Source organism: Streptomyces sp. N50, from assembly GCF_033335955.1.
Taxonomy (GTDB): domain Bacteria; phylum Actinomycetota; class Actinomycetes; order Streptomycetales; family Streptomycetaceae; genus Streptomyces.
This window is the reverse complement of sequence record NZ_CP137549.1, coordinates 4,487,386-4,501,049: the sequence shown is the minus strand read 5'-3', so window position 1 is coordinate 4,501,049 and position 13,664 is coordinate 4,487,386. Positions and strand designations below refer to the sequence as shown.

At 66.6% G+C, this 13,664-nt stretch carries 12 protein-coding genes; 7 read left to right on the top strand and 5 right to left on the bottom strand.

Going from position 1 to position 13,664, the window contains the following annotated elements; translation table 11 throughout:
• Positions 1-22 precede the first annotated feature (22 nt).
• On the bottom strand, positions 23-709 hold the full coding sequence (locus tag R2B38_RS19965; protein WP_033285749.1) for a PadR family transcriptional regulator: 687 nt from the start codon (positions 707-709) through the stop codon (positions 23-25).
• A 735-nt stretch (positions 710-1,444) separates the two neighbouring features.
• Here R2B38_RS19965 and R2B38_RS19960 point away from each other — a divergent pair.
• Together R2B38_RS19960 and R2B38_RS19955 are read left to right on the top strand one after the other, a co-directional pair.
• A complete protein-coding gene (locus R2B38_RS19960; protein ID WP_318017441.1) occupies positions 1,445-3,688 on the top strand; it encodes a transglycosylase domain-containing protein in 2,244 nt (747 codons plus the stop codon).
• A gap of 136 nt (positions 3,689-3,824) precedes the next feature.
• The gene (locus R2B38_RS19955; RefSeq protein ID WP_318017440.1) at positions 3,825-5,324 is read left to right on the top strand and encodes a glycosyltransferase family 87 protein; all 1,500 of its coding nucleotides are present in this window, start codon (positions 3,825-3,827) and stop codon (positions 5,322-5,324) included.
• Between the two features lie 102 nt (positions 5,325-5,426).
• On the opposite strand, the gene R2B38_RS19950 is transcribed toward R2B38_RS19955, so the two are convergent.
• From R2B38_RS19950 to R2B38_RS19940, 3 genes are all read right to left on the bottom strand, one after another.
• On the bottom strand, positions 5,427-6,458 hold the full coding sequence (locus R2B38_RS19950; protein ID WP_318017439.1) for an alanine racemase: 1,032 nt from the start codon (positions 6,456-6,458) through the stop codon (positions 5,427-5,429).
• Between the two features lie 83 nt (positions 6,459-6,541).
• On the bottom strand, positions 6,542-7,663 hold the full coding sequence (gene femX / locus R2B38_RS19945) for a peptidoglycan bridge formation glycyltransferase FemX (protein WP_033285753.1): 1,122 nt from the start codon (positions 7,661-7,663) through the stop codon (positions 6,542-6,544).
• 179 nt (positions 7,664-7,842) lie between these two features.
• Positions 7,843-8,157, bottom strand: coding sequence for a hypothetical protein (locus R2B38_RS19940; protein ID WP_318017438.1), 315 nt, complete (start codon positions 8,155-8,157; stop codon positions 7,843-7,845).
• A 276-nt stretch (positions 8,158-8,433) separates the two neighbouring features.
• Between R2B38_RS19940 and rpsF the strand changes: the two genes are divergently transcribed.
• From rpsF to rplI, 4 genes are all read left to right on the top strand, one after another.
• Positions 8,434-8,724, top strand: coding sequence for a 30S ribosomal protein S6 (rpsF, locus tag R2B38_RS19935; protein ID WP_006604399.1), 291 nt, complete (start codon positions 8,434-8,436; stop codon positions 8,722-8,724).
• Between the two features lie 77 nt (positions 8,725-8,801).
• On the top strand, positions 8,802-9,413 hold the full coding sequence (locus R2B38_RS19930) for a single-stranded DNA-binding protein (RefSeq protein ID WP_318017437.1): 612 nt from the start codon (positions 8,802-8,804) through the stop codon (positions 9,411-9,413).
• Between the two features lie 57 nt (positions 9,414-9,470).
• Positions 9,471-9,707: a 30S ribosomal protein S18 gene (rpsR, locus tag R2B38_RS19925; protein WP_006381652.1), complete on the top strand. Its 237-nt coding sequence runs from the start codon at positions 9,471-9,473 to the stop codon at positions 9,705-9,707.
• An 18-nt stretch (positions 9,708-9,725) separates the two neighbouring features.
• On the top strand, positions 9,726-10,172 hold the full coding sequence (gene rplI / locus R2B38_RS19920; RefSeq protein ID WP_019073380.1) for a 50S ribosomal protein L9: 447 nt from the start codon (positions 9,726-9,728) through the stop codon (positions 10,170-10,172).
• A 201-nt stretch (positions 10,173-10,373) separates the two neighbouring features.
• Here the strand turns inward: rplI and R2B38_RS19915 are convergent, their stop codons facing one another.
• Complete coding sequence (locus R2B38_RS19915) at positions 10,374-11,711, bottom strand: MATE family efflux transporter (RefSeq protein ID WP_318017436.1); 1,338 nt, start codon at positions 11,709-11,711, stop codon at positions 10,374-10,376.
• A 459-nt stretch (positions 11,712-12,170) separates the two neighbouring features.
• Between R2B38_RS19915 and dnaB the strand changes: the two genes are divergently transcribed.
• Complete coding sequence (dnaB, locus tag R2B38_RS19910) at positions 12,171-13,649, top strand: replicative DNA helicase (RefSeq protein WP_026150108.1); 1,479 nt, start codon at positions 12,171-12,173, stop codon at positions 13,647-13,649.
• Positions 13,650-13,664 lie beyond the last annotated feature (15 nt).

Genomic DNA, 13,664 nt, shown 5'->3' with positions numbered 1-13,664 from the left:
GAGGTGAGGCCCTGACTGGACCTCATGTGGTGGTTTCGTCGGACGGATCCGGCCCGGGGGTGGCGCCCCCGAGCCGGGGCAGGCCGCCCGACTCCCCAGATGTGCTGTCCTGCTGAGCGGAGCCTCCGGAGGCGGGACCCTTCAGGTCCCGTCCGGCACGCTCGCTCTCGATGAGCTCGTTCAGCCAGCGCACTTCGCGCTCCACGGACTCCATTCCGTGGCGCTGCAGCTCAAGCGTGTAGTCGTCGAGGCGCTCCCGGGTCCGCGCCAGGGAGGTGCGCATCTTGTCGAGACGCTCCTCCAGCCGGCTGCGGCGACCTTCCAGTACGCGCATGCGTACGTCGCGTGACGTCTGCCCGAAGAAGGCGAAACGAGCGGCGAAATGTTCGTCCTCGTACGCGTCGGGCCCCGTCTGCGAGAGCAGCTCCTCGAAGTGCTCCTTACCTTCCGCCGTCAACCGGTAGACGATCTTGGCGCGACGTCCCGCGAGGGTGGCGGTAAGGGCGTCCTCGGGGGTGTTCCCCGTCTCCTCGATCAACCAGCCGTTGGCGACCAGCGTCTTGAGGCAGGGGTAGAGCGTCCCGTAGCTGAACGCACGGAACACACCCAGCGAGGTGTTGAGTCGTTTGCGCAGCTCGTAGCCGTGCATCGGGGATTCGCGGAGCAGGCCGAGGATGGCGAACTCGAGGATGCCGGAGCGTCTGCTCACCGTCGCCTCCTTCCTGTCCGCGGGCCGACCGTGACGGTCTTTATGCCGAGCTGATGTATCGACTCGATACATCCAGACGATAGAACGGCCTTCCGGATGCGACAAGTGGGGAGATGGTGAGCGGCGTCACATCACTGATTCGTTGGAATCAAGTTGCCTGATTTGGGGTGAACTTCGGGGCTAAGCAGGTTTTGACGGTGCGTAGTCTGTGCGGCATGCACACCACCGGGAACCAAGTGACGCGTGGGGGCGTCAACGTCCCCGGTGCGGTACGGATGAATGCAGAACCGACCACATCCGTACTTCGGGGGGACCGGAAACCAGCCGCCGTTTCCAGGCGCGCACGGATGCGCCTGCCCGAGGAGTAATCGTTCGATGAGCGAGCACCGTCGCAAACCGCCGCAGCCGCAGGGAGGCGGACGTGCCGCGGCCCGACGCGGCCAGTCCGGACCTACCTCCGGCCGCCGCGCGGCACCGCGAGGCGCCACCACCGGGTCTCCCTCCGACTCCTATGGGTCGAACCCCGCAGAACCGGGGGGTGAGGAGCGCCAGTACGGCAGCCGCGCCGAAGCACGCAAGGCTGCCCAGAGAGGCGGCGGCCGTCGCAGAGAGCCCGCCGGCCAAGGTCCCGGCGGCCCGAACGGGCCCGGCCGGGGCAGAGGGCGTGCTCCCGCGCCCGGCACGAAGCGGTTCATCGACTATCCGCGCTTCGACAAGTACGGATGGCGCCGCTGGATGCCCTCCTGGAGACTTGTCTCCGGCCTGTGCCTGTTCTTCTTCGGCAGCCTGGTGGCCGCGGTCGGCGTCGGGTACGCCATGGTCCAGGTACCCAGCGAGAACATCGCGGCCAAGTCGCAGAACAACGTCTACTACTGGTCCAACGGCGACCAGATGGTCGCCACGGGCACCGGGGCGAACCGGCAGAACATCACCATCGACCAGATCCCCCAGGCCATGCAGTGGTCGGTGATCTCGGCCGAGAACAAGAGTTTCTACACGGACTCGGGCGTCGACCCCATGGGGATCGCCCGAGCCCTGGCCAACATGGCCCGGGGCGGTCAGACGCAGGGTGGCTCGACGATCACCCAACAGTTCGTCAAGAACACCTACTTGAGCCAGGAACAGACGGTCACCCGTAAGTTCAAGGAGATGTTCATCTCCATCAAGGTGGGGACGAAGTTCAGCAAGGAACAGATCCTGCAGGGCTATCTGAACACCTCCTACTACGGCCGTGGCGCCTACGGCATACAGGCCGCCGCGCAGACGTACTACGGCGTGGACGCGGTCAAGCTGACGCCGAGCCAGTGCGCCTTCCTGGCGGCTCTGTTGAAGGGGCCGACGTACTACGACCCCATCGGTGCCACGAACATCGACCCTGCGGCGGATTCCAAGTCCAACACCGCCCGCTCCAAGGCGCGTTGGAGCTGGATCCTCGAGCAGATGCACGACGACAAGCGCATCACGGACGCCGAGTACCAGACGGCCATCAAGAAGTACCCCATGCCTCAGGGGCTCAAGGCGACCAAGGGCATGACCGGCCAGATCAGCTACCTGGTGGACACGGCCAAGAAGTACGTCCTGAACCACTCGAACATCTCGCAGACCGAGTTCGACAAGGGCGGCTACCAGATCTACACGACCTTCCAGAAGGACAAGGTCAACGAGCTGAGCGCGGCCGTGAAGAAGATCCAGAAGGAGCGCATCGATCCGAAGAAGCGCAGCCTGGACAAGTACGTGCAGTTCGGCGCGGCATCGGTGGTGCCCAAGGACGGAGCGATCGTCGCCCTCTACGGCGGTGACGGCTACGAGAACGGCCACTTCACCAACAACGCCGACACCTCGGGTGTCCCCGTGGGATCGACCTGGAAGCCGTTCGTGCTCGCCGCCGCCATGGAGTACGGCACGTACAAGACCGACGGCGTCGGTATCTCGCCGCTCAGCAAGTACAACGGTGACGACCATCTCAAGGTCAGAAACCAGGACGGCACGAATGTCCTGAACAAGGACGGTTCGATCTTCTACCAGAACAACGAGAGCAACTACCCCTGGGGTTACATCACGCTGCGCAAGGCGATGGAGCAGTCCATCAACACGCCGTTCGTGCAGTTGGGCATGGATGTGGGGAACTCGAAGGTGCGGGACGTGGCCAAGGCGTCCGGGATACTGGACGACAGTTTCGCCACGCTGAACCCGTCCTTCGCCATCGGTACCTCGACCCCCAGCGCGATCCGGATGGCCGACGCGTACGCGACGTTCGCCGCGTCCGGCAAGCAGGCGGACCCGTACTCGGTGACGGCCGTGAAGGAGGGCGGACAGCCGGTGGCCGGTTTCGCCAAGCCGACTGTGAAGCAGGCGATGCCGGAGAACGTGGCGAACAACGTCACGAACACCCTGGAGAACGTCATCCAGAACGGTACGGCCGAGAACGCGAAGGTCCTGGGTCGCTCGGCGGCCGGCAAGACCGGTACCACCGACAGCAACAAGTCGGCCTGGTTCGTCGGCTACACCCAGCAGCTCTCCACGTCGATCGCGATGTTCAGGGAGAACCCCAAGGACGCCCAACTGCTGTCCATGAACGGCACGGCAGGCGTGGCGTCCATCCACGGTGGTGACATCCCGACAGCGGTGTGGACCGAGTACATGGAGGCCGCGCTGAAGGGGAAGTCCGACCCCGGCTTCCCGGACGCCACCAAGATCGACAAGGTGTCGAACGAGGACGGCGCTCCGACTCCCACTCCGACGCCCGTGGTGACGCCGAGTGAGACGCCCAGCGAGACTCCTAGCGAGACGCCCAGCGAGACGCCGAGTTCGACACCTTCGGCCACCGAGTCCTGCAAGTTCAGCTGGCAGTGCAGCGATGACGGTGGCACCGACGGAGGTACGACGTCCACGCCGACGGACACGGCCACTGCCACGGAATCCAGCGGCACCAGCAGAGGCGGCGACAACGGAGGCCTCTTCGGAGGCTCGACCGGTTAGCTGCCATATCGCTCGTGAAGGGTGTTTCACGTGAAACACCCTTCATCGGATGTTTCACGTGAAACGGGGGCCGCCGCATCCACGAGGTGCGGCGGCCCTCGGCGTACACCTAGGTCCGTACGGCAGGATGTGCCCCATGCCCAGTGCAGAACTGACGCCCACGAGCGTGCACGAGCCGGACCCGGTACGGCCGACCAAGGACGACCAGGTCGCCGCCGCCGGGAGTGAACTGATCGGTGGCCCCATCGGCCGGCGCGCTCTCCTGGGGACGTCCTGGTGGACTCCCGTACGGGTCGTCGCGCTGGTGGCGATCGGCATGTTCGCCCTCGGCTTGGTCCAGAAGGCGCCCTGCTACACCAGCGGTTGGTTCTTCGGGGCCAGCTCGCAGTACACGCACGCGTGCTACTCGGACATCCCGCACCTGTATCAGGGGCGCGGTTTCGCCGACGGTCTCGTGCCGTACTTCGACAAGCTGCCCGGCGACATGCAGTACCTCGAATACCCGGTGCTGACCGGCGTGTTCATGGAGGTGGCCGCCTGGCTCACGCCGGGCAGCGGCACCATCCAGCACCAGGAACAGTGGTACTGGATGGTCAATGCCGGAATGCTGATGGTCTGCGCGGCCGTCATCGTCGTCTGCGTCAGCCGCACGCACGCCCGTCGGCCCTGGGACGGTCTGCTGGTCGCCCTGGCACCCGCCTTCGCGCTGACCGCCACCATCAACTGGGACCTGCTGGCGGTCGCTCTGACGGCCGCGGCGATGGTGATGTGGTCTCGGGGCCGTTCCCTCGCGTTCGGCGTCCTGTTGGGCCTTGCCACGGCCGCCAAGCTGTATCCCGTCTTCCTGCTCGGCCCGCTGTTCCTGCTGTGCTGGCGCGCGGGCAAGTGGCGGGACTTCGGGAAGGCGTTCGGAGGAACTGCCGTCGCCTGGCTGGCGGTGAACCTGCCGGTGATGCTCTTCGCCTTCGACGGCTGGTCGAAGTTCTACACGTTCAGCCAGGAACGGGGCGTCGACTTCGGGTCCTTCTGGCTGATCCTGGCGCAGAACTCCAGCGACCCGCTCAGCACCGACACGGTCAACACGTTCGCCACGCTGCTGATGCTGCTGTGCTGCGGAGGCATCGCGGCGCTCACGATGACAGCCCCGCGCCGGCCGCGCTTCGCCCAGCTGGCCTTCCTGATCGTCGCGGCGTTCATCGTGACCAACAAGGTCTACTCGCCGCAGTACGTGCTGTGGTTGGTCCCCCTGGCGGTGCTGGCCCGGCCGAAGTGGCGGGACTTCCTGATCTGGCAGGCGTGCGAGGTGGCGTACTTCCTCGGGATCTGGATGTACCTCGCCTACACGACCAGCGGAGACGCCCACAAGGGCCTGCCGACCGACGGCTACCACTGGGCCATCGGCCTGCACATCCTGGGCACGCTCTACCTGTGTGCCGTGATCGTGCGGGACATCCTCATGCCGGAGCGGGACGTGGTGCGCCTGGCGGGCGACGACGACCCCTCCGGCGGGGTGCTCGACAGGGCGGAGGACGTCTTCGTCTTCGGGGCCGCAGCCCGACCCGGGCGGCACGCGGCCCACTTCGACGGACCACAGGTGGAGTGGGGCAGCGAGGAGCCGGCTGACCGTTCGCTCTGAGCGAACAGGCCACGGGGAGCGCCTGCGAAAGACGGCGCGACCACGCGAAAAGGCCGTACACGGGAGGTTCCGTGTACGGCCTTTCGGCTGTCCTGGGGCGGCTCAGCGATCCACGATGCGGTCGAACTGCGTGGTGGTGTGCCGCAGATGGGCCACCAGTTCCTCGCCCACCTTCGGCTCGGCCGCCTCCACCGGTACGAACAGGATCGACACCTGCATGTGCGGCGGCTCGGCGAACCAGCGCTGCTTGCCGTCCCAGACGAACGGAGAAAGGTTCCGGTTCACCGTGGCGAGGCCGGCGCGGGCGACGCCCTTGGCGCGCGGCATGACGCCGTGCAGCGCCTTGGGGGCCTCCAGGCCCACCCCGTGCGACGTACCGCCCGCCACGACCACCAGATAGCCGTCCGAGGCCGCCTTCTGCTGCCGGTAGCCGAAGCGTTCGCCCTTGGAGACCCTGGTGACGTCCAGGACCGCCCCGCGGTACTCGGTCGCCTCGTGGTCCCCCAGCCACAGCCGGGTGCCGATCCGGGCCCGGAAGCGGGTCTGCGGGAACTGCTGCTGCAGCCGGGCCAGTTCCTCGGCCTTGAGGTGGCTGACGAACATCGTGTGCAACGGCAGCCGGGCGGCTCGCAGCCGGTCCATCCAGCCGATGACCTCCTCGACGGCGTCCGAGCCGTCGGTGCGGTCCAGCGGGAGGTGGATGGCGAAGCCCTCCAGGCGCACGTTCTCTATGGCCGAGTGCAGCTGCGGGAGTTCCTGCTCGCTGACGCCGTGACGCTTCATCGAGGACATCACCTCGATGACCACACGGGCGCCCACGAGGCCGTACACGCCGTCGATGGACGACACCGAGCGGATGACCCGGTCCGGCAGCGGAACGGGCTCCTCGCCGCGGCGGTACGGCGTCAGCACCAGCAGGTCACCGCCGAACCAGTCCTTGATCCGGGCGGCCTCGTACGTCGTGCCGACGGCGAGGACGTCCGCGCCCAGCCGCGTCGCCTCCTCCGCCAGCCGCTCGTGCCCGAAGCCGTAGCCGTTGCCCTTGCAGACCGGGACGAGCCCGGGGAACTGCTGGGCTACGTGCTTGTGATGCGCCCGCCAGCGCGCGGTGTCGACGGAGAGCGTGAGCGCCATGGCCGGACCTGGAACCTTTCGGGTGGCTGCGGTGTACCAGAAGTATGAGAGCTGTCGACGTTATCGAAGCGAGGACCGTGAGGTCAGCGGCGCGACATGTAGATGTCGAGCGCCTTGTGGAGCAGCTTGTTGAGCGGGAAGTCCCACTCGCCGAGGTACTCGGCGGCCTGCCCGCCGGTGCCCACCTTGAACTGGATCAGACCGAAGAGGTGGTCGGTCTCGTCCAGCGAGTCGGAGATGCCGCGCAGGTCGTAGACGGTGGCGCCGAGCGCGTAGGCGTCGCGCAGCATCCGCCACTGCATCGCGTTCGAGGGCCGGACCTCACGCCCGATGTTGTCGGAGGCGCCGTAGGAGTACCAGACGTGTCCGCCGACCACGAGCATCGTCGCCGCCGACAGGTTCACCCCGTCGTGCCGGGCGAAGTACAGCCGCATCCGGTTGGGGTCCTCGGTGTTGAGGGCCGTCCACATGCGCTGGAAGTACGACAGCGGGCGGGGCCGGAAATGGTCGCGCACGGCCGTGATCTCGTACAGCCGCTGCCATTCCTCAAGGTCGTGGTAACCGCCCTGGACGACCTCGACACCGGCCTTCTCGGCCTTCTTGATGTTGCGGCGCCACAGCTGGTTGAAGTTCTTGTGGACCTCTTCGAGGGAGCGGTTCGCCAGCGGTACCTGGTAGACGTAGCGCGGCTGGACGTCGCCGAATCCGGCGCCGCCGTCCTCACCCTGCTGCCAGCCCATACGGCGCAGCTTGTCGGCCACCTCGAAGGCGCGCGGTTCGATGAAGTCGGCCTCGATGTCCCGCAGCCGCTTCACGTCCGGGTTCTGGATGCCGGCCTTGATGGAGGTGGCCTCCCAGCGCCGGATGATGACCGGCGGGCCCATCTTCACCGAGAAGGCGCCCTGGTGCTTGAGGTGGGCCAGCATCGGCTGGATCCAGTCGTCCAGATTCGGCGCGAACCAGTTGATGACCGGGCCCTCGGGCAGATAGGCCAAGTACCGCTTGATCTTGGGGAGTTGGCGGTAGAGGACCAGCCCCGCGCCGACCAGCTCGCCGGTCTTCTCGTCGAACCAGCCGAGGCTCTCGGAGCGCCACTCCGCCTTCACATCAGCCCATGCCGGGACCTGCATGTGGCTCGCCGAGGGCAGGCTCTGGATGAATGCCAGATGCTGCTCACGGCTGATGGTCCTCAGGGTCAGGCTCATTCGGGGCGCTCCTCGGGCTGGGGTGTCCCCATGGGTACAGGGGCTCCGGCTCTCGCGCCGAAGCCTACTGCGCCTTACGAGCGCCCCGACTGGGCGTATGCAACCTTCGCCTCGGCCTGTTGGCCGCCAAGGCGTTCCGTGCTGTTTTACGCGGAGTTCGGACGGGGGTGTCCGGGCCGTCAGCTGATGACGCCGCCGAAGAGGCCGCCGTGTGCCATGCCGAGGAAGAATCCGACACCCGCGGCACCGAGACCCAGGATCAGGCCGAAGCGCTCCCTCGTCGTCTCGGAGATCCACTGCCCGTAGGCGCCGGTGAGGATGCCCACCAGGCCGGCCCACGAGCTGAGCAGATGCAGGTTGTGGAAGAACCCCGTGATGAACGCGGTCAGCCCGAGCACCACGGTCACCGCGAGCAGCGTGTCCTGGAGCGGATGGGGCTTGCCGTCTGTGGCGAAGAGAGAACCGGCGGTGTTGGGTCGCAATGCCTGTGCCATGTGGCACCTCCTGCGGAAGGCGGCGCATCGTCGCGCCGGACGCACCCGATGTGTACAGATTGACGCTCTCCGCCACCGGATTTCAACCGGAAGCCGGTGTGCGGGTACTCTGTACCCTCTGCACTGGTGTCTGCCCATGTCACGACTCGGAATTCCCGCGAGGGGCACCCGATGTCAGTGGCGGCTGTTTTACTGGCACACACTGTTGCTTACGCATCACAACCCTCCTGCCACGGATCGACCGTGGCCGCTGAGTCCAAAGGAGGTGGGTTCCACATGCGTCACTACGAGGTGATGGTCATCCTCGACCCCGATCTGGAGGAGCGCGCTGTCTCCCCCCTGATCGAGAACTTCCTCTCCGTCGTCCGTGAGGGCAACGGAAAGGTCGAGAAGGTCGACACCTGGGGCCGTCGTCGTCTCTCGTACGAGATCAAGAAGAAGCCCGAGGGCATCTACTCGGTCATCGACCTGCAGGCCGAGCCTGCGGTCGTCAAGGAGCTCGACCGCCAGATGAACCTGAACGAGTCGGTCCTCCGGACCAAGGTCCTCCGCCCCGAGACCCACTGAGCATCTAGCTCAGCTGATCTCGGGATTCGAGTAGCAGCACCAAGCAGCCAGCAGCAAACCCGCCGAGAGGTTCCCCCATGGCAGGCGAGACCGTCATCACGGTCGTCGGCAATCTTGTCGACGACCCCGAGCTGCGCTTCACCCCGTCCGGTGCGGCGGTCGCGAAGTTCCGTGTCGCGTCCACTCCTCGTACCTTCGACCGCCAGACGAACGAGTGGAAGGACGGCGAAAGCCTCTTCCTCACCTGCTCGGTCTGGCGTCAGGCGGCGGAGAACGTCGCCGAATCGCTCCAGCGAGGCATGCGCGTCATCGTGCAGGGCCGGCTGAAGCAGCGGTCCTACGAGGACCGTGAGGGCGTCAAGCGCACGGTCTACGAACTGGACGTCGAAGAAGTCGGCGCCAGCCTGCGCAGTGCCACGGCCAAGGTCACCAAGACCGCCGGTGGCGCTCGCGGTGGCCAGGGCGGCGGCTTCGGCGGTGGCGGTGGTGGCGGCCAGGGTGGCGGCGGCTGGGGTGGAAACTCCGGCGGCGGTCAGCCGGCCGGCGGCGCTCCCGCCGACGACCCGTGGGCCACCGGCGCTCCTGCCGGTGGAAACCAGGGCGGCGGCGGTGGCGGTGGCTGGGGTGGAAACTCCGGCGGCGCCAGCGGTGGCGGCGGTGGCGGCTACTCGGACGAACCCCCCTTCTAGGCCCTTGGGCCGAGGGTGGGTCGTACCCACACTTCTTGATCACACAGGAGATACACCATGGCGAAGCCGCCTGTGCGCAAGCCGAAGAAGAAGGTCTGCGCATTCTGCAAGGACAAGGTCCAGTACGTGGACTACAAGGACACGAACATGCTGCGGAAGTTCATTTCCGACCGCGGCAAGATCCGTGCCCGCCGCGTGACCGGCAACTGCACGCAGCACCAGCGTGACGTCGCCACGGCTGTGAAGAACAGCCGTGAGATGGCGCTGCTGCCCTACACCTCCACCGCGCGATAAGGGAAGGGTGACCGACTAATGAAGATCATCCTCACCCACGAGGTCTCTGGCCTCGGTGCCGCGGGCGACGTCGTCGACGTCAAGGACGGTTACGCTCGCAACTACCTGATCCCGCGGAAGTTCGCTATCCGCTGGACCAAGGGTGGCGAGAAGGACGTCGAGCAGATCCGTCGCGCTCGCAAGATCCACGAGATCCAGACCATCGAGCAGGCCAACTCCGTGAAGGCCCAGCTCGAGGGCGTCAAGGTCCGTCTGGCCGTCCGCTCCGGCGACGCCGGTCGTCTCTTCGGTTCCGTCACCCCGGCCGACATCGCTTCGGCGATCAAGGCTTCCGGTGGCCCCGAGGTCGACAAGCGCCGCATCGAGCTGTCTGCCCCGATCAAGACCCTGGGCGCCCACGAGACGTCCGTGCGTCTGCACCCCGAGGTTGCCGCCAAGGTCAACATCGAGGTCATCGCAGCCTGATCGCTGTACTCGGCACAGCTGAGAGAGGGGCCGCACCCGTTGGGGTGCGGCCCCTCTGCTGTGTCCGGGACCGTGAGACACGGCCCCTCTGCTGTGTCCGGGACGCGCAGGACATGGTCCACGTGATGCGTTCGGGACGGCGCTACGGCACCGCATGTTTCACGTGAAACATGGCAGTGCGCGGTGTTTCACGTGAAACGGTCAGCGGGTCGCGCCTGTGACGACCCAGCGGCCTGAGCGGGCGCGCAGCAGGAGGGTCAGCATGCGCACCGTCATCATCAGGGTCATCGCTCCCCAGACCGCGGTCAGGCCGCCTCCGAAGGTCGGTACGAGCAGGGCCGCTGGTGCGAAGACGGCCAGCGTCACCAACATTGCCCCGGCCAGGTACGGCCCGTCTCCCGCACCCATCAGCACCCCGTCCAGGACGTAGACGACACCGCAGATCGGCTGGGAGAACGCCACCATGATCAAGGCGGGCAGGGCGGTGTTCTTGACGGTGGGGTCGCTGGTGAACAGAGGGAGGAAGAGCGGGCGGGACAGGATCACCAGGAAGCCGAGTATCACTCCGACGGCGATCCCCCACTGCACCATGCGACGGCATGCGGCTCGGGCGCCCGTTGGATCGTCCGCGCCGAGGTAGCGGCCGATGATGGCCTGGCCCGCGATCGCGATGGCGTCGAGTGCGAAGGCCAGCAGGGACCACAGGGACAGGATGATCTGGTGTGCGGCGATGTCGGCGTCCCCGAGGCGGGCCGCGACGGCCGTGGCGATCAGGAGAATCGCTCTCAAGGAGAGCGTGCGTACGAGGAGAGGAGCGCCGGCCTGGGCCGAGGCTCGTATCCCTGCGGCGTCCGGCCTGAGGGAGGCACCGTGTCTGCGGGCGCCGCGGACGACCACGACGAGATACACGGCAGCCATGCCCCACTGGGCGATGACGGTGCCCCAGGCGGAACCGGCGATGCCGAGGCCGGCGCCGTAGACGAGGCCTACGTTGAGGACGCCGTTGGCGATGAAGCCTGAGACGGCGACGTAGAGCGGTGTCTTGGTGTTCTGCAGTCCGCGGAGGACTCCGGTGGCGGCGAGGACGATCAGCATGGCCGGGATGCCGATGGAGGAGATCCGTAGATAGGTCGTCGCGTAGGGGGCGGCGGTGTCCGAGGCGCCGAAGAGATCGATGAGGGCGGGTGCCGAGGGGAGGACGACGGCTATGACGGTGGCGCCGATCAGCAGAGCGAGCCAGATGCCGTCCATGCCCTGGCGGATGGCGGCCTGGAGATCACCCGCGCCGACGCGTCGGGCGACGGCCGCCGTGGTGGCGTAGGCGAGGAAGACGAAGACGCTCACGGCTGTCGTCAGGAGGGCGGACGCGACGCCGAGTCCGGCGAGTTGTGCCGTGCCGAGATGACCGACGATCGCGCTGTCGGCCATGACGAAGAGGGGCTCGGCGACGAGTGCGCCGAAGGCCGGGACGGCCAGCATGACGATCTCTCGGTCGTGCTGCCGTCGGGTGGCCCTGGTGGCCGCGGGAGCCTGTGTCATGAGCACTAATCTAATCGTCCACAGGTAAGAGATGCAATTGCTTTGTGACCCTTACCTCCCATCTCGCCTCGTGTCCTCTCGTGCACTGTTCGAAGCGATCTTGGTCCGATGTGGAAAGTTTTTCTTCTGCACAGCCGGTGGATGGGAAAGACGCAGGTCAGATCGGTTACGGCCGAAGTGGCGAGGTCTTGTTCACAGGCCTGTCCACCGGGTCGTGCACAGGTTTTGGCGGGTTCTCCACAGCATCAGGGCCGTCGTCCACATGGCCTGTGGATAACCAGATTGGCTGACGGTGCCCACAGGCCTACGGTGGACCGGTACCCGCCCCGTCCGTCGGACCGAGAACCATCACAAAACCGACGCGCCCGTACCGGAGTTGGGCGCTTCATTTGTCAGTGCCGTGCCGTAGAAATAAGGGGCACGGCGAGGTCCGCTCGACGGACGGGAGGAGGTGGCTCGGTGAGTATTTCCGAGCCCTTGGACGACCCGTGGGCCGAGAGCGGTCCAAGTGATCGTCTGCCCGCTTCCCGACGACGAGGTGACGGAGGCCGCGGCCGGGACGAACAGCACGACCGCGGCAGGGAGGGCGGCGAGTGGGAAGGCGCGGGTTCGGCCTTCGAACGCGTACCGCCACAGGATCTCGATGCCGAGCAGTCCGTGCTCGGCGGCATGCTCCTGTCCAAGGACGCCATCGCTGACGTCGTCGAGGTCCTCAAGGGCCACGACTTCTACAAGCCCGCGCACGAGACGATCTACCAGGCGATCCTCGACGTCTACGCCAAGGGCGAGCCGGCCGACCCGATCACCATCGCCGCCGAGCTCACCAAGCGCGGTGAGATCAACAAGGTCGGCGGCGCATCGTATCTGCACACGCTCGTCCAGACCGTTCCGACGGCGGCGAACGCGGAGTACTACGCGGAGATCGTCCACGAGCGCGCCGTCCTGCGCCGCCTGGTCGAGGCCGGCACCCGCATCACCCAGATGGGATACGCGGCCGACGACGACGTCGACGAGATCGTCAACCGGGCCCAGGCCGAGATCTACGCCGTCACCGAGCAGCGGACCAGCGAGGACTACCTTCCGCTCGGCGACATCATGGAGGGCGCGCTCGACGAGATCGAGGCGATCGGCTCACGCAGCGGCGAGATGACAGGTGTGCCCACCGGGTTCACCGACCTCGACTCGCTCACCAACGGTCTGCACCCGGGCCAGATGATCGTCATCGCGGCTCGTCCCGCCATGGGTAAGTCCACACTCGCGCTCGACTTCGCTCGCGCGGCATCGATCAAGAACAACCTCCCGAGCGTCATCTTCTCCCTCGAAATGGGGCGCAACGAGATCGCGATGCGTCTGCTGTCCGCCGAGGCCCGCGTCGCCCTGCACCACATGCGCTCCGGCACCATGACCGACGAGGACTGGACGCGGCTGGCTCGACGGATGCCCGAGGTGTCGTCCGCGCCGCTCTACATCGACGATTCCCCGAACCTGTCGATGATGGAGATCCGCGCGAAGTGCCGTCGGCTCAAGCAGCGCAGCGACATCAAGCTGGTGATCATCGACTATCTGCAGCTGATGCAGGCCGGTGGCTCCAAGCGCCAGGAGAGCCGTCAGCAGGAGGTCTCGGACATGTCCCGAAACCTCAAGCTGCTGGCGAAGGAGCTGGAGGTCCCGGTGATCGCGCTCTCGCAGCTGAACCGCGGTCCCGAGCAGCGCACCGACAAGAAGCCGATGGTGTCCGACCTGCGTGAGTCCGGTTCCATCGAGCAGGACGCCGACATGGTCATCCTGCTGCACCGCGAGGACGCGTACGAGAAGGAGTCCCCGCGCGCGGGCGAGGCCGACATCATCGTGGGCAAGCACCGTAACGGCCCGACGGCGACGATCACCGTCGCCTTCCAGGGCCACTACTCGCGCTTCGTGGACATGGCGCAGACCTGACCAGGCGGTTGTAGA